Below are 20,883 nucleotides of genomic sequence, written 5' to 3' on the forward strand. Positions count from 1 at the left end.
GACGAGAGGCCCGGGCGCATGAACGGCACCCAAGAAGAGCTCGTCAAGGCCCTCCGAAAGTCGTTGAAGGAAAACGAGCGGCTAAGGCGGGAGAACCGTCAGTACCTGGCGCCGGCCACGGTGGCGGTGGTGGGGATGGCCTGCCGGTATCCGGGCGGGGTGGATTCGCCCGAGGGCCTGTGGGAGATGGTGGTCGACGGCCGCGACGTGGTGTCGGAGTTCCCGGCGGATCGGGGCTGGGACCTGGCCGGCTTGTTCGATCCGGATCCCGACGCAGCGGGCAAGTCGTATACCAGCTGCGGCGGATTTCTGGCCGAGGTGGCCGATTTCGACGCCGCGTTCTTCGGGATCGCCCCCAGCGAGGCGCTGGCGATGGATCCCCAGCAGCGATTTCTGTTAGAGGTGTCGTGGGAGGCGTTGGAGCGGACCGGGATTGACCCCCTCGCGTTGCGCGGCTCGGCGACGGGTGTGTTCGCCGGGGTGTTTCACGGTTCCTACGGCGGTCAAGGACGGGTGCCAGCGGACCTGGAAAGGTACGGGCTGCGCGGTTCCACCTTGAGCGTGGCATCGGGTCGGGTGGCGTATGCGTTGGGGTTGGAGGGCCCGGCGGTGTCGGTGGATACGGCGTGTTCGTCGTCGCTGGTGGCGATGCATTTGGCGGCGCAGTCGTTGCGGTCCGGGGAGTGTGATCTGGCGCTGGCCGGCGGGGTGACGGTCATGGCCACGCCGGCGATGTTCATCGAATTCAGCAGGCAGCGAGCGCTTGCCGCCGACGGTCGATGCAAGGCGTACGCGGGCGCCGCCGACGGCACCGGGTTTTCAGAAGGCGCCGGGGTGCTGGTGTTGGAGCGGTTGGCCGATGCGCGGCGGTCGGGGCATCCGGTGTTGGCGGTGCTGCGGGGATCGGCGGTGAATCAGGATGGCGCCTCCAACGGACTGGCCACGCCTCACGGGCCGTCGCAGCAGCGGGTGATCCACGCCGCGCTCGCGAACGCGCGGTTGGCCGCCGCCGATGTGGATCTGGTGGAGGGGCATGGGACCGGGACCACGTTGGGGGATCCGATTGAGGCCCAGGCGTTGTTGGCGACGTATGGGCAGGACCGGCCGGTGGGCCGGCCGTTGTGGTTGGGGTCGATCAAATCCAACATGGGGCACACGTCGGCCGCCGCGGGGGTGGCCGGGGTGATCAAGATGGTGCAGGCGCTGCGGCATGGGGTGATGCCCAAGACGTTGCACGTGGATGTGCCGACGCCGCATGTGGATTGGTCGGCCGGGGCGGTGTCGGTGCTGACCGAGCCACGACCGTGGCCCGCGGTGGATCGGCCGCGCCGGGCGGGGGTGTCGTCGTTCGGCATCAGCGGCACCAACGCGCACGTCATCGTGGAACAGGCCCCTTTGGAGGCGGAAAACCCCGGAGCGGCGGGCGATGACGCGGTGGTGCCGTGGGTGTTGTCGGCCCGGTCAGCCGACGCGTTGGCGAGCCAGGCGGCGCGGCTGCACGCTCATGTGACCGCCGATCCCGGCGTGCGCGTGCTCGACGTGGGCTGGTCGTTGGTTTCGACGCGGTCGTTGTTCGAGCATCGCGCGGTGGTGGTGGGCGCCGATCGTGACGACTTGGTGGCGGGTTTGGCGGGCCTGGCCGCCGGTGAGCCGGGCGCGGACGTGGTGGTCGGGCGGGCGCAACCGGTGGGTAAGACCGTGTTCGTGTTTCCCGGCCAAGGCTCGCAATGGGCCGGTATGGGCGCCGAGTTGTTCGCTACGTCAACGGTTTTCGCCGAACAGCTGCGGCGGTGCGACAAGGCGCTCGGCGAGCACGTGGAGTGGTCGCTGATCGACGTCGTCCGCGCCGCGTCGGGTGCGCGGGGGCTCGATCGGGTGGACGTGGTGCAGCCGGCGCTGTGGGCGGTCATGGTGTCACTGGCCGAGTTGTGGCGCTCGCTGGGCGTGACGCCCGACGCGGTGATCGGGCATTCGCAGGGCGAGATCGCGGCGGCGTACGTCGCCGGGGCGCTGTCGCTCGAGGACGCCGCCAGGGTGGTGGCGCTGCGGAGCCAGCTGCTGGTCCGACTGTCGGGTGCCGGCGGCATGGTGTCGGTGGCGTGCGGCGTGCCGCAAGCCCGGGAGTTGGTGGCCGCGTCCGGCGATCGGTTGAACATCGCCGCGGTCAACGGGGTTTCGTCCGTCGTGGTCGCCGGCGACGCGGACGCCCTGGCGGAGCTGATGCGGCGGTGTGAGGCCCAAAACGTCCGGGCCCGCAGGATCGACGTCGACTACGCATCCCACTCGGCGCAGGTCGACGCGATCCGCGAACCGCTCGCCGAAGCGCTGGCCGGCATCCGGGCGCGTTCCTCCTCGGTCGCGTTCTTCTCGACCGTGACCGGCGAGCCCATGGACACCGCGGGGTTGACTGCGGACTACTGGTACCAAAGCATCCGGCAGACGGTGCAATTCGAGCGGGCCGTGCGCAACGCGTGCGGCGCCGGGCATCGCGTCTTCATCGAATCCAGCCCCCATGCCGTGCTGATCGCGAGCATCGAAGAGACGTTGGGCGACTGCCACCCCGGCCACGACGCGGTCGTCATCCCGTCATTGGGCCGCGACGACGGAGGCCTCCAACGGTTTTGGCTGTCGGCAGGGCAGGCGCATGTGGCCGGTGCGAGGGTGGACTGGCGCCCCGCGCTGGCCGGTGGGCATCGGGTGGACCTGCCGACGTATGGGTTTGTCCGACGCCGATTTTGGCTGGCGGCCGGATCGGTGGGGTCGGGGGATGCGGGAAGTTTGGGCCTGACGGGGGCCGAGCACGGCTTGTTGGGTGCGGTGGTGGAGCGGCCCGATTCGGGCGGAGTCGTCCTGGCGGGCCGGTTGTCCGTGGCCACCCAGCCGTGGTTGGCGGGTCACGCCGTGGCCGGCACGGTGTTGTTCCCGGGGACCGGGTTCGTGGAGTTGGCCATCCGTGCCGGTGATGAGGTCGGGTGTGGGGCGATCGAGGAGCTGACATTGTCGGCTCCGTTGGTATTGCCCGCGTCCGGGGGCGTGCAGCTGCAGGTGCTGGTCGGCGCCCCGAGCGAGTCGGGACAGCGGGAGGTGTCGGTGTACTCGCTTGGTCCCCAGTCGGGTTCGGAATGGGTGCTGCACGCTCAGGGGCTGCTGAGCGCGCGGACGGTGACGGCATCCAGTGACCTCACCGCTCTGTCGGTGTGGCCGCCCGTCGGCGCGACCGCGGTGGACGTCGCCGACGCTTATGAGCGGCTGGCGCAACGGGGTTACCAGTATGGTCCCGCGTTTCAGGGTTTGCGGGCGATGTGGCGGCGGGGGGACGAGATCTTCGCCGAGGTCGATACTCCGCAGGACGCCGACGCGCAGGCCGGCGGCTTCGGGATGCACCCCGTGCTCTTGGATGCGGCGTTGCACGCGTTAGGGGTGGCGGGAGAACAGGCCCAGACCGTGTTGCCGTTTTCCTGGCAGGGGGTGTCGCTGCACGCGGCCGGTGCCTCCCGGGCCCGGGTCCGGTTGGCGCCGGCCGGCGCCGAGGCGGTGTCGGTGGAGCTGGCCGACGCGACGGGGCTACCGCTGTTGTCGGTGCAGTCGTTGGTGATGCGTCCGATGTCGGCCACGCAGTTGTCGGCGGCCGGGGCCCCCGCCGAGGGTTTGTTGGAGGTGACATGGTCGCGGATAGCGCTGACCGACAACGAAATTAGCGGCGACACAGATGGCGCAGCGGTGTGGGAACTGCCGAGCGCCGGACCGGACGTGGTGGGTTCGGTGCATGCGGCCACCACCGAGGTGTTGACCGCCTTGCAGTCCTGGCTGGCCGGTGAGGAGTCGGGGGTGCTGGCGGTGCTCACCCGTGGGGCCGTTGCGCTTGCCGGTGAGCATGTGTCGGACCTGGCCGGCGCGGCGGTGTGGGGATTGGTGCGTTCGGCGCAGGCTGAGCATCCCGGCCGGGTGGTGCTGATCGATTCCGATGATTCCGTCGATGCCAAAGCCGCAATCGGCTGCGGCGAGCCGCAATTGGTGATTCGCGCGGGTGTGGTCTATGCGGCCCGCTTGGCGCCCGTAGCAGCGGAGTCGGTCTTCACGCTGCCGTCCCGCGGATGGCGGTTGGACGCCGGAAGCGGCGGCACGCTGGAGGACTTGGCGCTGGGGCCGTGCCCGCGGGTCGAACTGGCCGCCGGGCAGGTGCGGGTGGCGGTGGCCGCGGTCGGGGTGAATTTCCGGGACGTGCTGGTGGCGTTGGGTATGTATCCGGGCGGCGGTCAGCTGGGGGCCGAGGGCGCTGGGGTGGTCGTCGAGGTCGGGCCGAGCGTGACCGGGTTAGCCGTCGGCGACGCGGTCATGGGATTGCTCGGGGTGGTCGGTTCTGAGGCGGTGGTGGACGAGCGGCTGGTGGTGCGGGTGCCGGCGGGGTGGTCGCTGGTCGAGGCCGCGGGTGTGCCGGTGGTGTTTTTGACGGCGCTGTATGGGCTGTCGGAGTTGGCGGGGCTGCGCGCCGGCGAGCGGGTGCTCGTGCACGCCGCCACCGGAGGCGTCGGGATGGCCGCGGTGCAGCTGGCGCGGCATTGGGGCGCGGAGGTTTTCGCGACCGCGAGCCGCGGCAAGTGGGACACGTTGCGCGCCATGGGCTTCGACCACGACCACATCGGCGACTCGCGAACCGTCGAGTTCGAGGAGAAGTTCCGGGCGGTGGCCGGCGGCCGAGGCTTTGATGTGGTGCTGAACTCGCTGGCCGGCGAATTCACCGATGCGTCGTTGCGGTTGCTGGTGGGCGGTGGCCGCTTCATCGAGATGGGCAAGACCGACGTTCGCGATCAGCGGGTCGTTGCCGAGCGGTACCCGGGGGTGGAGTATCGGGCGTTTGATCTGATGGAGGCCGGCCCGGATCTCACCGCGGCGATGCTGGCCGAGATCATCCGACTGTTACGGGACGGCCTCTTACAACCGTTGCCGCTCACAACATTTGATGTTCGGTGCGCGCCGGCGGCGTATCGGTTCGTCAGCTCGGCCCGCCATGTCGGCAAGGTCGCCCTCACGATCCCCAACGGGCCCGGCGGGGCGCTGAGTGGATCCGGCGGAGGGCTTGCTGGGGGCAGCGTCGTGATCACCGGTGGCACCGGCATGGCCGGTTCGGCGCTGGCTCGTCACCTCGTCGACCGCTACGGGGTGGCCCATGTCGCGCTGGTCAGCCGCGCCGGCGCGGACGCCCAAGGGGTTTCGGAACTGGTGGGCCTACTGGAGGAGGCCGGAGCCCGCGTGTCGGTGGCGGCCTGCGATGTGGCCGACCGCGACGCCGTCGCCGCAATGCTCGCACAGCTACCGGAGCAATACCCGTTGCGCGCCGTCATTCACGCGGCCGGGGTGCTCGACGATGGGCTGATCTCCTCGTTGACCCCAGATCGAGTGGATGCGGTGTTGCGGGCCAAGGTCGATGGGGCCTGGTATCTGCATGAGTTGACCAAGGACCTGGACTTGGCGGCGTTCGTGATGTTTTCCTCGATGGCCGGCATCGTGGGCTCCCCGGGCCAAGCCAACTACGCGGCCGCCAACAGCTTCCTCGACGCCCTAGCCACCCACCGACGCGCACACGGACTCCCCGGACTATCACTAGCCTGGGGACTCTGGGAACAAACCAGCACCATGACACGCCACCTCAGCAACACCGACCGCGCCCGGATGAACCGCATCGGGCTAGCACCCATATCGACCGAGCAGGCGCTGGAGTCCTTCGATATTGCCATGTTGGTCGACCGTCCCTTGGTGGTGGCCGCCCGTGTGGACCGAGCCGCCCTGTCCGACAACACGGCTGGGCTGCCCCCGCTATTGCGCGAGTTGGCCGCCCGCCCGACCCGGCGCGTCGTCACCGACACCGACATCGCCGCCTCGACGACCGGCCTGACCGCGCGCCTGAACGGACTGAGTCCCGAGGCGCGGCAGCACGAGTTGGTCGACCTGGTCTGCGGCAACGCCGCCACCGTGCTGGGGCTGCCCAACCCCGCGGACATCAACGCCGACAGCGCATTCCAAGAGCTGGGCTTCGACTCACTCACCGCCGTCGAACTACGCAACCGACTCAAAACCGCCACCGGCCTCACCCTCTCACCCACCCTGATCTTCGACCACCCCACACCGGCCGTCCTCGCCGGACACCTCGACACCCAACTCGCCACCACCACAGACCAGTCCAGTCCGATGGCCAGGTTCGACGACATCACCCGCGAACTGCAGGCACTGCTCAACCGGTCCCACTGGAACCCCGAGGAGAAAACGCGGCTGAGCGCCCGCATCCAAAGCCTGCTCACCACCCTCACCTATCATCCGGACGCCGAACGCCTCGATGACGATCTGGACGCCGCCACCGAAAGCCAACTCTTCGCCATCCTCGACGAAGAACTCGGCCGCTGAGACCCCGGGATCAACCATGTCGAGCACCGAGAAGCATGTCGATTACCTCAAACGCCTGACCGCGGATCTCAGGCGGACACGTCGGCGCCTCTCCGAGCTCGAAGGCAAGCTGTCCGAGCCGGTCGCGATAGTGGGAATGGCCTGCCGCTACGCGGGTGGCGTGGATTCACCGGAAGCCTTGTGGCAGATGGTGATCGAAGGCCGCGACGCGGTGGCCGACTTTCCCACCGATCGTGGCTGGGACATCGACGCGTTGTTCGACCCCGACCCCGACGCGGCGGGCAAGATGTACACGCGTCAGGGCAGCTTCTTGCGGAACGCCGCCGACTTCGACGCCGGATTCTTCGGCATCGGACCCAGCGAGGCGCTGGCGATGGATCCACAACAACGGCTGATGCTCGAGGTGTCGTGGGAGGCGTTGGAGCGGGCCGGGATTGACCCGCTCGCGCTGCGTGGCTCGGCGACCGGGGTGTTCGCCGGCGTCATCCACGCCGGCTACGGCGGCGAGGTGAAGGGTGAGCTGGAGGGCTATGGGCTCACCGGCTCCACGCTGAGCGTGGCGTCGGGTCGGCTGTCCTACGTGCTGGGGTTGGAAGGCCCTGCGGTGTCGGTGGATACGGCGTGTTCGTCGTCGTTGGTGGCGATGCATTTGGCGGCGCAGTCGTTGCGGTCCGGGGAGTGCGATCTGGCGCTGGCCGGCGGGGTGACGGTCATGGCCACCCCGGCGGCGTTCGTCGAGTTCAGCCGGCAACGGGCACTGGCCCCCGACGGCCGGTGCAAGGTGTATGCCGGTGCCGCCGACGGCACTTCGTGGTCGGAGGGCGCCGGGGTGCTGGTGTTGGAGCGGTTGGCCGATGCGCGGCGGTTGGGGCATCCGGTGTTGGCGGTGCTGCGGGGATCGGCGGTGAATCAGGATGGCGCCTCCAACGGTTTGACCGCACCGAATGGTCCGTCGCAGCAGCGGGTGATCCGCGCCGCCCTGGCCAACGCGCGGCTGGGCGCGGCGGACGTGGATGTGGTGGAGGGGCATGGGACGGGGACCACGTTGGGGGATCCGATTGAGGCCCAGGCGTTGTTGGCGACCTACGGACAGGACCGGCCGGCGGGTCTGCCGTTGTGGTTAGGGTCGATCAAATCCAATATCGGGCATACGTCGGCCGCCGCGGGGGTGGCCGGGGTGATCAAGATGGTGCAGGCGATTCGTCATGGGGTGATGCCCAAGACGTTGCACGTGGATGTGCCCACGCCGCATGTGGATTGGTCGGCCGGGGCGGTGTCGGTGTTGACCGAGCCACGACCGTGGCCGGCGTCGGACCATCCGCGCCGGGCGGGGGTGTCGTCGTTCGGCATCAGCGGCACCAACGCGCACGTCATCGTCGAGGAACCTCCCGCGGCGCCGACAGCGGTTGCGCCCGAACGTGATCGCCCCGCACCGGTGGTGCCCTGGGTTGTGTCGGCCCGTTCCGAGCGGGCGCTGGCCGATCAGGCGGTACGGCTGCTGGCGCACGTCAGCGCCGACGCGGGCCTGAGTGTGGCCGACATTGGGTGGTCGCTGGCGACCACGCGTTCGGTGTTCGAGCACCGGGCGGTGCTGGTCGGCGCCGACCGCGACACCCTGATGGGCGCGCTGGCGCGCCTGGCGTCCGGGGATCCGGACGCCTCGGTGCGGGTGGGGCGCGCGCGGCCGATCGGCAAGATCGTGTTCGCGTTTCCCGGCCAGGGCTCGCAATGGTTGGGCATGGGCGCGGCGCTGTACGAACGCTTTCCGGTGTTCGCCGGCGCCTTCGACCAGGCCGTGTCGGCGTTGGACGGCCACACGCGGTTGCCGCTGCGCCAGGTGATGTGGGGCGGCGACCCGGAGTTGTTGGAGAGCACCGAATTTGCCCAGCCCGCGTTGTTTGCCCTCGAGGTGGCGTTGGCGGCGCTGTGGCAGTCCTGGAGCGTGGTGCCCGACGTGGTGATGGGACATTCGGTGGGGGAGCTCGCGGCGGCGTACGTGGCCGGGGCGATGTCGCTCGCCGACGCGGCGCGCGTCGTGGCGGCGCGGGGCCGGCTGATGGCGGGGTTGCCCGCCGGTGGGGTGATGATGGCCGTGGCGGCCGGCGAGGCCGAGGTGGCACCCTTGCTGACCGAGGGCGTGAGCATGGCGGCGATCAATGGCCCCGAGGCGGTGGTGCTTTCGGGCGAACGGTCCGCGGTCGAGGCCGTGACGGACCGGCTGGCGAGGCTGGGTCGACGAGTGCATCGACTGGCGGTCTCGCACGCGTTCCACTCACCGCTGATGGAGCCGATGATCGAAGACTTCGCCGCGGTGGTGGCGGGGGTGTCGGCCGCCGAGCCGCGGATCGGGTTGGTGTCCAACGTGACTGGGCGGCTGGCCGAGCCCGGATATGGGTCGCCGGCGTATTGGGTCGAGCACGTGCGCCAACCGGTGCGCTTCCTCGACGGGGTGCGAACCGCCGAGTCGCTGGGGGCCGGCGCGTTTGTTGAGGTGGGCCCCGGTGCCGCGTTGACGGCGGCGCTGGCGCAATCGCTAACCGTCGATCCGGCGGCATCGGCGGTGACGATGGCCAAAGACCGCCCCGAGATCGACTCGCTGCTGCTCGCGGCCGGCAGCCTGTTCGCCGCCGGTGTCGGCGTGGACTGGGCGGCGGTGTTCGACGGCGTGGGCGCCCGGCCGGTCGCGTTGCCGACGTATGCCTTTCAGCGGCGCCGGTTTTGGTTGTCGGCGGGGTTGGTGGGGTCGGGGGATGTGGGCGCCTTGGGGTTGGTGGGTGCTGGGCATGGGTTGTTGGGTGCGGTGGTGGAGCGGCCGGATTCGGGCGGGGTGGTGTTGACGGGTCGGTTGTCGGTGGTCGGCCAGCCGTGGTTGGCCGACCATGCGGTGGCTCGGGCGGTGTTGTTTCCCGGGGCCGGCTTCGTCGAGTTGGTGTTGCGGGCCGCCGATGAGGTGGGTTGTTCGGTGATTGGGGAGTTGACGTTGTCGGCTCCGTTGGTGTTGCCGACGGGCGGTGGGGTGCGGGTGCAGGTGGTGGTTGGTGCTCCCGGTGAGTCGGGAAACCGTGAGGTGTCGGTGTATTCGCTTGGCGCTGCGCCGGGTTCGAGGTGGGTGTTGCATGCCGAGGGGGAGTTGGGCTCGGGTTCGGTGGCGCCGGTCGTTGATCTGTCGGTGTGGCCGCCGGTGGGTGCGACGCCGGTCGATGTGACCGATGGCTATGAACGGTTGGCGGCGCGGGGTTACGCGTATGGGCCGGCGTTTCGGGGTGTGCGGGCGGTGTGGCGGCGGGGGGCCGAGATTTTCGCCGAGGTCGAGGTCCCGCGGGACGCCGGGGTGCAGGTTGGTGGGTTCGGGATACATCCGGTGTTGTTGGATGCGGCGTTGCATGCGCTGGGCATAGATGGCGAGCGGGATCACATCGTGTTGCCGTTTTCCTGGCAGGGGGTGTGCTTGCATGCGGCCGGGGCCTCGCGGGTCCGGGTGCGGTTGGCGCCGCTGGGCGTGGGGGTGGTGTCGGTGGAGCTGGCCGATGGGGCGGGGTTGCCGGTGTTGTCGGTGCGGGAGTTGACCGTTCGCTCGGTGTCGGCAGGGCAGTTGTCGGCCGCCGCTGCGCCTGCCGCGGGGCTGCTGGAGGTGGTGTGGTCGCCGGTCGCCGTGGGGGACAACGGTATTGGTGGTGGTGTGGTGGTGTGGGAGCCGGCGGCGGCCGGTGCGGATGTGGTGGGTTCGGTGCATGCGGCGGCCACCGAGGTGTTGGGGGTGTTGCGGTCGTGGTTGGGCGGTGATGGGTCTGGTGTGTTGGTGGTGCTGACTTGTGGGGCGGTGGGGTTGGCCGGGGAGGGGGTTTCGGATTTGGCGGGTGCGGCGGTGTGGGGGTTGGTGCGGTCGGCGCAGGCTGAGCATCCGGGGCGGGTGGTGTTGGTGGATTCGGACGGATCGATCGATGTCGAGTCTGTGATTGGTTGTGGTGAGCCGCAGTTGGTGATTCGCGGCGGTGTGGTGTATGCGGCTCGGTTGGCGCCGGTAGCGGCGGGTTCGGTGCTCACGCTGCCGTTGGGGGGGTGGCGGTTGGCCGCTGGTGGTGGGGGCACGCTGGAAGACCTGGTGGTTCAGCCGTGTACGCGGGCGCAGTTGGGGGTTGGGCAGGTGCGGGTGGCCGTGGGCGCGGTAGGGGTGAATTTTCGGGACGTGCTGGTGGCGTTGGGCATGTATCCCGGTGGTGGCGAGTTGGGGGCCGAGGGCGCCGGGGTGGTGGTCGAGGTGGGCCCGGGTGTGGCCGGGTTGGCGGTTGGTGATGCGGTGTTGGGGTTGCTGGGGGTGGTGGGTTCCGAGGCGGTGGTGGATGCGCGGTTGGTCGCACCCGTGCCGGCGGGGTGGTCGTTGGAGCGGGCGGCGGGGGTGCCGGTGGTGTTTTTGACGGCCTGGTATGGGTTGTCGGTGTTGGCGGGGTTGGGGGCTGGTCAGCGGGTGTTGGTGCATGCCGCCACGGGTGGGGTGGGGATGGCCGCGGTGCGGTTGGCGCGTCATTGGGGTGCCGAGGTGTTCGTCACGGCCAGCCGCGCCAAGTGGGACACGTTGCGGGCGATGGGGTTTGACGACGACCATATCGGTGATTCGCGGTCGTTGGGGTTTGCCGAGAAGTTTTTGGCCGCCACCGGTGGGGCCGGGGTCGATGTGGTGCTCAACTCGCTGGCCGGGGAGTTCATTGATGCGTCGTTGCGGCTGCTGGTCGGGGGTGGGTGTTTTGTCGAGATGGGCAAGACCGACCTACGCGATCCGCAGGCGATCGCCCAGCAATTTCCCGGCGTGCGGTATCGGGCGTTTGATTTGATGGAGGCCGGCCCGGACCGGATCGCGGCGATGCTGGCCGAGCTGATGGGCCTGCTGCGCGACGGTGTGTTGGAGTCGTTGCCGCTCAACGTGTTTGACGTGCGGCGCGCGGTCGAGGCCTACCGGTTTGTCAGCCAGGCCCGCCATATCGGCAAGGTGGTGCTCACCGTGCCCGAGGGGCCCGGCGGGCTGGCCGACGCGACGGTGTTGATCACCGGGGGCACCGGCATGGCCGGTTCGGCACTGGCACGCCACCTCGTGGACCGCTATCGGGTGGCCCACGTGATGCTGGCCAGCCGCCACGGCGCGAACGCCGAGGGGGCCACCGACCTGGTCGCCCAGCTCGAAGACGCCGGCGCGACCGTGTCGGTCATCGCCTGCGATGTCGGTGACCGGGATGCGGTAGCCGAACTGCTGGCCCGGGTGCCGGAGCGCTATCCGCTGCGTGGGATCATTCATGCCGCGGGGGTTCTCGATGATGGGTTGATCGCCTCGCTGACCCCGGATCGGATGGATGCGGTGTTACGCGCCAAGGTCGACGGGGCCTGGCATCTGCACGAGCTGACCAAAAACCTGGATTTATCGGCGTTCGTGATGTTTTCCTCGATGGCCGGCATCGTGGGCTCCCCGGGCCAAGCCAACTACGCGGCCGCCAACAGCTTCCTCGACGCCCTAGCCACCCACCGACACGCACACAGACTCCCCGGACTGTCACTAGCCTGGGGACTCTGGGAACAAACCTCGGCGATGACACGCCACCTCGGAGACGCAGACCGCGCCCGGATGAGGCGAATCGGGTTGGCGCCGTTGTCCGGTCAACAGGCGCTGACGCTTTTCGATGACGCGATGCTGGCCGGCCACCCGGTGCTGGCGGCCGCCCGACTGGACACGGCGGCGCTGGCCCACGCCGGCGCCGCGCTGCCGCCCATGCTGTCCGAGTTGGCGACCCGCCCAACCCGACGCATCGCCGACGCCGGCACCGCGTCGACGGCGGGCCTGCGTGCGCGCCTGCAGGGACTCACCGCGGAGCAGCGCTACCGCGCGCTGGTCGACGTGGTGTGCGGCAACGCCGCCACCGTGCTGGGACACAGCACCGCCGACATCAACGCCGACCACGCCTTCCAAGACCTCGGCTTCGACTCACTCACCGCCGTCGAACTACGCAACCGACTCAAAACCGCCACCGGCCTCACCCTCTCACCCACCCTGATCTTCGACCACCCCACACCCGCCGCCCTCGCCGAACACCTCGACACCCAACTCGCGACCACAATCGCGGACGACCGACCCGACCGCATGGCCCGCTTCAACGACGTCGCCCGCGAACTTCAAACGCTGATCGGTCAACCCGGCTGGAGTCCCGAAGACAAGACGCTGCTGAACGACCGGATCCACACCCTGCTCACCGCCCTCGGCGCACCCCGCCTAGACCCCCAAGAGTCCATTCATCCCGACGGCCTTTACGACGACGACATCAACACCGCCACCGAAAGCCAACTCTTCGCCATCCTCGACGAAGAAGTCGGGCCCTAACACCCTCCCGACGAGTTGAGGGAATGCCTTGCCACCGACAGCCATAGCGATCATCGGGCTCGCATGCAGATTCCCCGCCGCCGCCAACCCCCGCGAATTCTGGCACGTCATTCGCGACGGACTCGAAGCCACGGAGCTGCCCACCGACGTCGCCGAGTTCGACGCGGACTTCTTCAACGTATCGCCGCGCGAGGCCCGCGCGATGGACCCGCGGCAGCGACTGGCGCTGGAACTGACGTGGGAACTGTTCGAAGACGCATTCGTCGTGCCGGAAACGCTACGCGGAGAACGGGTCGCCGTACATCTCGGGGCGATGAACGACGACTACGCCGTGCTAACGCTTCGCGAGGGTGCCGAGAACCTCGATCATCACTCGTTTGCCGGCATCAGTCGCGCACTGATCGCAAACAGGGTCTCGTATGCCTTCGGACTGTGTGGCGCCAGCACGACCGTTGACACCGGCCAATCGTCGTCCCTGGTGGCCGTTCACCTCGCGTGCGAAAGTCTCCGCGCAGGCGAGTCGACGCTGGCGATCGCCGGTGGCATCCATCTGAACCTGGCGAGCGAAACCGCATTGCTGGAAAGCGAATTCGGGGCGGTGTCAACGTCGGGTCACACCTATGCGTTTGACGAACGCGCCGACGGTTACGTGCGAAGCCACGGCGGTGGCCTCGTGCTCCTCAAGCCGCTACCCGCCGCCCTCGACGATGGAAACCGCATCCGCGCAATCATCCGCGGCGGCGCGGTCGGCAACGCCGGGCACGGCACCGCCGGACAGGCCGTTCCCTCCGTTACCGGCCAAGCCGACGTCATCCGGCACGCCCTGTCGAATGCGGGCCTGGACGCCGGCCGGCTGCAGTACGTCGAGGCCCACGGCACCGGCACCGAAGTCGGCGACCCGGTGGAGGCGAAGGCGCTGGGGGAAGTGTTCGCCGAGCGTCGACATCGCCCGGTGAGCCTGGGGTCGGTGAAAACCAACATCGGCCACACCGGCGCCGCCGCCGGCATCGCTGGTCTGCTCAAGGCCGTGCTGGCGATCGAAAATGCCGTGATTCCACCAACTCTCAACTACGCCAGGCCAAGTCGCGGAATCGATCCGGATGCCCTGGGGCTGCACGTCAACACCGTGCCGATGCCCTGGCCGGTGGGGGATGGGCCGCGGCGCGCCGGGGTGTCGTCGTTCGGCATGGGCGGGACGAACGCGCATGTGATCGTCGAGCAGGCTCCCGAACCACCGGAAAGTGTTGTGGCCGAACGCGATGACGTCCCAACAGCATGGGTGCTATCGGGACGCTCGGAGAGGGCGTTGGCCAATCAGGCGGCACGGCTGCTCGCACACGTGGCCGACGACGCGGGGCCACGGGTCGGCGATGTCGGATGGTCGTTGGCGACGACGCGTTCGGTGTTTGAGCATCGGGCGGTGCTGGTGGGCTCCGACCGCGAGGACCTGATGGCGGGGCTGGCGGGATTGGCCGCCGGTGAACAGGGTGCGAATGTGGTGGCCGGCCGGGCCCGCCCGGCCGGCAAGACGGTGTTCGTGTTTCCCGGCCAGGGCGCCCAGTGGCTGGGGATGGGAGCCGAGTTGCATGCCCGGTTCCCCGTTTTTGCACGGGCTTTCGATCAATCCGCCGAGGCGCTGGATCGCCATTTACGGTTGCCGTTGCGCCAGGTGATGTGGGGTGCCGACCCAGAGTTGTTGCAAAGCACCGAGTTTGCGCAGCCCGCGCTGTTCGCCCTCGAGGTGGCGTTGGCGGCCCTGCTGCGGCACTGGGGCGTAATCCCGGATGTGGTGCTGGGTCATTCGGTGGGCGAGATCACCGCGGCCCATGTGGCGGGGGTGCTGTCGCTGGCCGATGCGGCCAAGGTGGTGGCGGGGCGGGCCCGGTTGATGGCGGGGTTGCCCACCGGCGGGCTGATGGTCGCGGTGGCCGCCGGCGAGGCCGAGGTGACCCCGTTGCTGACCGAGGAAGTCGCGGTCGCGGCGGTCAATGGCCCGAAGGCGGTAGTGATCTCCGGTGCCGAGGCTCCGGTGAGTGCGATCGCGGATGGCTTGGCGCGGCGGGGCAGGCGGGTGCACCGGCTGGCGGTCTCGCACGCTTTTCATTCACCGCTAATGGAGCCCATGATTGACGACTTCGCGACGTTGGTGGGCGATGTTTCGCCAAATGAGCCTCGGATTGTGTTGGTGTCCAACGTGACCGGTCGGCCGGCGGGGACGGGGTATGGGTCGGCGCCATACTGGGTTGACCATGTACGCTGTCCGGTGCGTTTTATCGACGGGGTGCGAGCCGCCGAGTCGATCGGTGCTGGGACGTTTGTCGAGGTAGGCCCCGGTGGTGGGCTGAGCGCGGCGGTGGAGCAGTCCTCGACGAGCGAGCAGCCGGCGACGGTGGTCACCATGCCCGAAGACCACCCCGAAGCGGATGGACTGCTCACCGCGGTCGGCCGCCTGTTCACCGTCGGAGTGCCGGTCCATTGGGGCGCGGTCCTGGCGGGCGGGCGACGGGTTTCGTTGCCCACGTACAGCTTTGTGCGCCAACGCTTTTGGCTGGGAACCGACCCTGGCCACCCAGGCGCGCCCGCGGCTCGGCAGACCGGATTGGCCGAGCGTTTGCAAGAACTCGCGCCGAGCGAACAGCACCGCCGGCTGGTCGAGCTGGTGTGCGCGCATGCGGCCGCCGTCCTGGGACATGCGGAGAGCCACGCCGTGGATGCCGAACACGCCTTCCAGGACCTCGGCTTTAACTCGATGGCCGGGGTCGAACTGTGCAACCGCCTCAAAACCGACACCGGGTTGGCGTTGTCGCGCACCCTGATTTTTGACTACCCGACCCCCGCGGCGTTGGCCGATCATCTGCGGCGACGACTGCTGAGCGGCGATCACGAGGAGCCCGACGACGAAAAAATCTGGTCGTCGCTGAGAAAGATTCCACTGCAAGAACTTCGAAGAACCGGATGGCTCGACCAACTGCTGCTGTTGGCCGGCGGCGCCGAAAAGCCGCTTACGGATTCAACTATCAGCGACGACGTCATCGACTCGTTGAGCCCCGACGCCCTGATCGCGATGGCACTCGAACCGGACGACACCGATCAAGCTGGGTGACGAAATCAACGCTGGCGGACCCGAATACGGCAGCGTCACAAGGATATATGCGACATATGTTGAATAAGACCAACTTTGCGCGCCCCTACACGACCGCTTAAGCTTCCACCATCGGGGGACTCCTCGTGATTGCTAAGAGGGTAGGGGCATGAGCGTCATCGCAGGTGTGTTCGGTGCGTTGCCACCGCATCGGTATAGCCAGGGCGAGATCACCGACCGGTTTGTCGAGTTCCCGGGACTCAAGGAGCATGAGGAGATCGTTCGGCGCCTGCACGCCGCGGCGAAGGTCAACGCCCGCCACTTTGTGCTGCCGTTGGAGCGCTACCCGTCGCTGACCGACTTCGGCGAGGCCAACGAGATCTTCATCGACAGCGCCGTGGACCTTGGCTGCGAGGCGCTGCTGGGCGCGCTCGACGAGGCGGGCCTACAACCCCAGGACATCGACATGATCGCCACCACGACGGTTACCGGCGTCGCGGTGCCGTCGCTGGATGCCCGGATCGCCGGACGGCTCGGATTGCGACCGGACGTCCGCCGGATGCCGCTGTTCGGCCTGGGTTGTGTGGCCGGTGCGGCGGGAGTGGCCCGGATACACGACTACCTGCGCGGCGCACCCGACGCGGTCGCGGTTTTGGTGTCCGTCGAGCTTTGCTCGCTCACCTACCCGGCGGTCAAACCGACCGTGTCGGGACTGGTCGGGAGCGCGCTGTTCGGTGACGGGGCGGCCGCCGTGGTGGCCGTCGGCGAACGTCGCGCCGAACGGGTTCGTGCCGGCGGGCCCGACATTCTCGACTCGCGCAGCCGCCTGTATCCCGAATCGCTGCACATCATGGGTTGGAACGTCAGTTCCGCCGGGCTCCGGCTGGTGCTGTCCCCGGAACTCACGACGTTGATCGACCGGTATCTGGCCGACGACGTCAACGGGTTCCTCGCCACCCACGGGCTGACCACGGACGACATCGGCGCGTGGGTGAGCCATCCGGGTGGCCCCAAGGTCATCGACGCGATCGCCAGGACCCTCGAATTGGGCCCCGACGCGCTCGAATTGACGTGGCGCTCGCTGGGCGAAATCGCGAACCTCTCGTCGGCCTCGGTGCTGCACATCCTGCGCGACACCATCGCCAAGCCGCCGCCCAGCGGCAGCCCCGGGCTGATGCTGGCGATGGGTCCCGGGTTCTGTTCCGAACTGGTGCTACTGCGCTGGCATTGAGCCGGTGACGTCGGCGGTCAGAGCATCTCCGATAGCTCCAGCCAGCGGCTCTCCGTCGCGGCGACCTCGTCTTCCAGGCCGCGCAACTCCCTGGTCAGCCGCGTCAAGGCGACGTGATCGGACTGGTCATGCTCGGCGAGTTCGCGATGTTTGGCCGCGATCCGGTCGGCGAGGCGCGCGAGCTGACGGTCGACCGCCGCCAGCTCCTTCTCGGCGGTGTGTCGCTGGGCGCCGGACATCGCCCGCGGCTCGGCGGGCGGCGGCCCGGCGGGCAAAGCGGCCGTCCGGTGGGCGGCCAGCCGCAGATATTCGTCGATGCCGCCGGGCAGATGCCGCAGCCGGCCGTCGAGGATCGCGTACTGCTGATCGGTGACCCGCTCGAGCAGATAGCGGTCGTGCGAGACGACGATCAAGGTGCCCGCCCAGGAGTCGAGCAGGTCCTCGGTGGCGGTGAGCATGTCGGTGTCGGCGTCGTTGGTGGGCTCGTCGAGCAGCAGCACGTTGGGTTCCGACAGCAGCGTGAGCATCAGCTGCAGCCGCCGTCGCTGACCGCCGGACAGGTCGCCGACTCGCGCGGACAACTGGCCTTGAGACATGCGCCCGCTGAATCCGAGTCGCTCCAGCAGCTGAGCCGGGGTCACCTCCCGGCCGTCGACCCGATAGCCGCCGCGCAGCCTGCCCAGCACATCGGCGATCCGGTCACCGGCCAGCGCTTCCAGTTCCTCGCCCCGCTGGTCGAGCACCGCCAGCCGAACGGTCTTGCCGCGCTTGACGCGTCCGGTGTCCGGCGCGATGGTGCCGGCGATCAGCCCCAGCAGCGTCGACTTCCCGGCGCCGTTGGCCCCGACGATGCCGGTGCGTTCGCCCGGGGCGATCCGCCATTCGACATCGCGCAGCACGGGACGGCCGTCAAAGGCGACCGACACGTCGAGCAGGTCGATGACGTCTTTTCCGAGCCGTGCGGTCGCCAACTTGGCCAACTCGACGGTGTCGCGTAGCGGCGGCACGTCGGCGATCAGCTGGTTGGCCGCGTCGATCCGGAACCTGGGCTTGGAGGTCCGCGCCGGTGGGCCCCGGCGCAGCCAGGCCAGCTCCTTGCGCATCAGGTTCTGCCGCTTGGCCTCGGCCGCGGCCGCCAGCCGGTCACGCTCGACGCGCTGCAGCACGTACGCCGCGTACCCGCCGTCGAACGGTTCGACGATCCCGTCGTGCACCTCCCAGGTCGTGGTGGCGACCTCGTCGAGAAACCAGCGGTCGTGCGTCACCAGCAGCAGCCCGCCGGTGTTGCGGGCCCAGCGCTGCCGCAGGTGGCCGGCCAGCCAGGTGATGCCCTCGATGTCCAGATGGTTGGTTGGCTCGTCGAGCGCGATCACGTCCCATTCACCGATCAGCAGCTTGGCCAGTTGCACCCGCCGGCGCTGGCCGCCGGACAGCGTGGCGACCGTTGCGTCCCAATCGATATCGGCTACCAGCCCGCCGACCACGTCGCGGACCCGCGCGTCGCCCGCCCACTGGTGCTCGGGCCGGTCGCCCACCAGGGTCCAGCCCGCGGTGCGATCCGGGTCGAGGGTGTCCGCCTGGCTCAGCGCGCTCACCCGCAGCCCGCTGCGCCGGGTGACCCGGCCGGAGTCCGGTTGCAGTTGACCGGTCAGCAAGCCCAGCAGGCTGGACTTGCCGTCCCCGTTTCGCCCGACGATGCCGATGCGGGCGCCGTCGTTGACCCCGAGCGTGACCGACTCGAATACCACCCCGGTCGGATATTCCAGGCGTACGGCCTCGGCTCCCAATAGGTGCGCCACCGGGCCGACCCTAGCGCGGTGACGATGCCGGCCGGTTCGGCCGCGTCGGGATCGGCCTCCCAAAACACACCCATACCCGCTACGGGTAAGCCTCATTTGGCGGATTCGACGGACGACGACACACTCACCGCCGATCACCAATTCCGGTCATATCACTGGTGGTATGCGCCAGCCGTGGTTGTGGCCGACTCGGCCTCGGGCGTCGCTACTGGGGTATACCCCCCGGATCGTGTTAGTGTGAACGCTGCTATGCAGGCTGGGAGACGTCACCCGAGACGGTGGCCGTGGTGCATGATCGCCGTGGCCGCCGCCGTGTGGCTGCTCGGCATCGCCGCCGGGTGTCACCTTTCGCATGCGGGGTTCGCGGCTCCCCAGCATTCTTCCGCCTCGGCCGCCCATGTATTCGCTGAGCCGCTCGGCTCCATCCATGCCGACGCCGACTGCTGCTGGGCGGGGATCCGCGACTGCACCCCGGTGATGCACTCATGGTGGACGACCGGCTTGGCCGCCCTGGCCGTCACCGTCGCGGTGCTGGCGTTGGCCGGCTGGTCAGCCGCGCCGGTGCCGGCACCCATGCGAGGCCCACCTCGCCCCGTTCGCACCGCCATCCCTCACACGGGTCGGAACATCCTGACCCGGATCTGCATCTCTCGCCGCTGATCGGTCAGCGCCACGCCGTGCGCATCGCGATGCCACGGCCGGTCGCCGCTGTCCAGATCCGTTGCCGCACAGTCGCGGCGTTGATGCAGAAAAGAGAATTCCATGAATTGTGTCCTGTCCACGTATCGAGCCCGGGCCGGCGCCGGCCGGCGTCCGGCGAACACCAACGCGCGGCGGGAGGTGTGGTCATGACGCCGCTGGACCACCCGAGGGCCCTGGTGATCGGGGCTGGCGTCAGCGGATGGACGTCCGCGGTGGTGATGGCGCGGCGGGGCTGGCGGGTGACCGTGGTCGCCGACCGCTTCGGCGCCGACACGGTGTCGACGGTGGCCGGTGCGTTGTGGGAGTGGCCACCGTCGGTGTGCGGCCGCCACCACGATGACACCGCCCTGGTGCGCTCCGCCGGCTGGGCGATGCGCTCCTACATCCGCTTCGCCCAGCTCGCCGCCGACCCACGTACCGGGGTGAGCCTGCGGCCGGCGGTGTTCTACTTTCGCCACCTCATCGAGGAAGATCCGGCCGAGCTCGCGAAAATGCTTGAAGTTCAACAGCATCTGCCCGGATTCGTACACGACGCCGCCCTGATCGACGCCCACGGGGTCAGCCCCGACGCTGGCGTGGTGGACGCCTATTCCTACCTGGCGCCCACCGTCGACACCGACTGGTACCTAGCCTGGCTGGCCCGCGAAGCCGAGGTGGCGGGCGTGACCGTCGCCCGGCGCCACATCCGCGGGCCGCTCGTCGAGCAAGAGCGCGAGCTGCGCACCGAGTTCGGGGCCGACGTCGTCGTCAACTGCGCGGGCCTGGGCGCCCGTGAGCTTGCCGACGACCCGGCGCTGGATCCGCACCGCGGCGCACTGCTGCGGGTGATCAACGACGGTAGCCACATGTCGCGGGTGACCGCGGCCCATGCTGTGGCAAACAATGCGGGCACCGACGGCCAGGACATGGTCTTCATCGTGCCTCGCGGAGCCGACTGGCTCCTGCTGGGTGGGCTGGTCGAACCGGGCCAATACGACACCGATCTCGACTTGGCCGGCTACCCACCGCTGCGGGAGATGCTCGACCGCTGCATCGAGTTTCTGCCGGTCCTGCGGGGCGCTCGGCTGGATGCGGTCGACCCGGTGCGGGTGGGGCTGCGGCCATTCCGCCACGGTGGCGCGCGGCTGGAAACCCAGCCCGGCACCCGGATCGTGCACAACTACGGCCACGGCGGCGCGGGCGTCAGTCTTTCCTGGGGCTGCGCCCACGAGGTTGCCGACCTGGCCTACGACCTGCTGGCCAAGCGGGGCGTTGCCTGAAGCGGGCACGGACAGCATACGAATAGCAAAGAAAAAGCAAAGGACAAGCA

8 protein-coding genes are annotated in these 20,883 nt (G+C 69.1%); 6 read left to right on the top strand and 2 right to left on the bottom strand.

Annotation, left to right across the window (positions count from 1 at the left end):
• Positions 1–18 precede the first annotated feature (18 nt).
• The 4 genes from K3U93_RS11410 to K3U93_RS11425 all read left to right on the top strand — a co-directional run bounded on the left by K3U93_RS11410 (position 19) and on the right by K3U93_RS11425 (position 17,073).
• A complete protein-coding gene (locus K3U93_RS11410; RefSeq protein ID WP_083012676.1) occupies positions 19–6,399 on the top strand; it encodes a type I polyketide synthase in 6,381 nt (2,126 codons plus the stop codon).
• A gap of 16 nt (positions 6,400–6,415) precedes the next feature.
• Positions 6,416–12,760, top strand: coding sequence for a type I polyketide synthase (locus tag K3U93_RS11415; protein ID WP_220688612.1), 6,345 nt, complete (start codon positions 6,416–6,418; stop codon positions 12,758–12,760).
• A 28-nt stretch (positions 12,761–12,788) separates the two neighbouring features.
• Positions 12,789–15,863 carry a type I polyketide synthase gene (locus tag K3U93_RS11420; RefSeq protein ID WP_083009795.1) on the top strand — a complete coding sequence of 1,025 codons (3,075 nt, stop codon included), beginning with the start codon at positions 12,789–12,791 and terminating at the stop codon, positions 15,861–15,863.
• A gap of 148 nt (positions 15,864–16,011) precedes the next feature.
• Positions 16,012–17,073, top strand: a complete 1,062-nt coding sequence (locus K3U93_RS11425) for a type III polyketide synthase (RefSeq protein ID WP_083009794.1) — start codon at positions 16,012–16,014, stop codon at positions 17,071–17,073.
• 17 nt (positions 17,074–17,090) lie between these two features.
• Here K3U93_RS11425 and K3U93_RS11430 read toward each other — a convergent pair whose 3' ends face one another.
• On the bottom strand, positions 17,091–18,872 hold the full coding sequence (locus K3U93_RS11430; RefSeq protein ID WP_083009793.1) for an ABC-F family ATP-binding cassette domain-containing protein: 1,782 nt from the start codon (positions 18,870–18,872) through the stop codon (positions 17,091–17,093).
• A 291-nt stretch (positions 18,873–19,163) separates the two neighbouring features.
• On the opposite strand from K3U93_RS11430, the gene lpqS reads away from it, so the two are divergent.
• Positions 19,164–19,532, top strand: coding sequence for a putative copper homeostasis (lipo)protein LpqS (gene lpqS, locus K3U93_RS25790; RefSeq protein WP_083009792.1), 369 nt, complete (start codon positions 19,164–19,166; stop codon positions 19,530–19,532).
• Here lpqS and K3U93_RS11440 read toward each other — a convergent pair.
• Positions 19,484–19,636 carry a hypothetical protein gene (locus K3U93_RS11440; RefSeq protein ID WP_176219892.1) on the bottom strand — a complete coding sequence of 51 codons (153 nt, stop codon included), beginning with the start codon at positions 19,634–19,636 and terminating at the stop codon, positions 19,484–19,486. The two genes, lpqS and K3U93_RS11440, sit on opposite strands and share 49 nt — an antisense overlap.
• An 84-nt stretch (positions 19,637–19,720) precedes the next feature.
• On the opposite strand from K3U93_RS11440, the gene K3U93_RS11445 reads away from it, so the two are divergent.
• Positions 19,721–20,833 (top strand): FAD-dependent oxidoreductase, encoded by a 1,113-nt coding sequence (locus K3U93_RS11445; RefSeq protein WP_083009827.1) that lies wholly within the window; start codon positions 19,721–19,723, stop codon positions 20,831–20,833.
• Positions 20,834–20,883 lie beyond the last annotated feature (50 nt).

This window comes from Mycobacterium malmoense (assembly GCF_019645855.1).
Taxonomy (GTDB): Bacteria; Actinomycetota; Actinomycetes; order Mycobacteriales; family Mycobacteriaceae; genus Mycobacterium; species Mycobacterium malmoense.

Coding starts and splice junctions, on each gene's coding strand:
- K3U93_RS11445 (WP_083009827.1), top strand. CDS start 19,721: ATGACGCCGCTGGACCACCCGAGGGCCCTGGTGATCGGGGCTGGCGTC.
- lpqS (WP_083009792.1), top strand. CDS start 19,164: ATGATCGCCGTGGCCGCCGCCGTGTGGCTGCTCGGCATCGCCGCCGGG.
- K3U93_RS11410 (WP_083012676.1), top strand. CDS start 19: ATGAACGGCACCCAAGAAGAGCTCGTCAAGGCCCTCCGAAAGTCGTTG.
- K3U93_RS11415 (WP_220688612.1), top strand. CDS start 6,416: ATGTCGAGCACCGAGAAGCATGTCGATTACCTCAAACGCCTGACCGCG.
- K3U93_RS11425 (WP_083009794.1), top strand. CDS start 16,012: ATGAGCGTCATCGCAGGTGTGTTCGGTGCGTTGCCACCGCATCGGTAT.
- K3U93_RS11440 (WP_176219892.1), bottom strand. CDS start 19,636: ATGGAATTCTCTTTTCTGCATCAACGCCGCGACTGTGCGGCAACGGAT.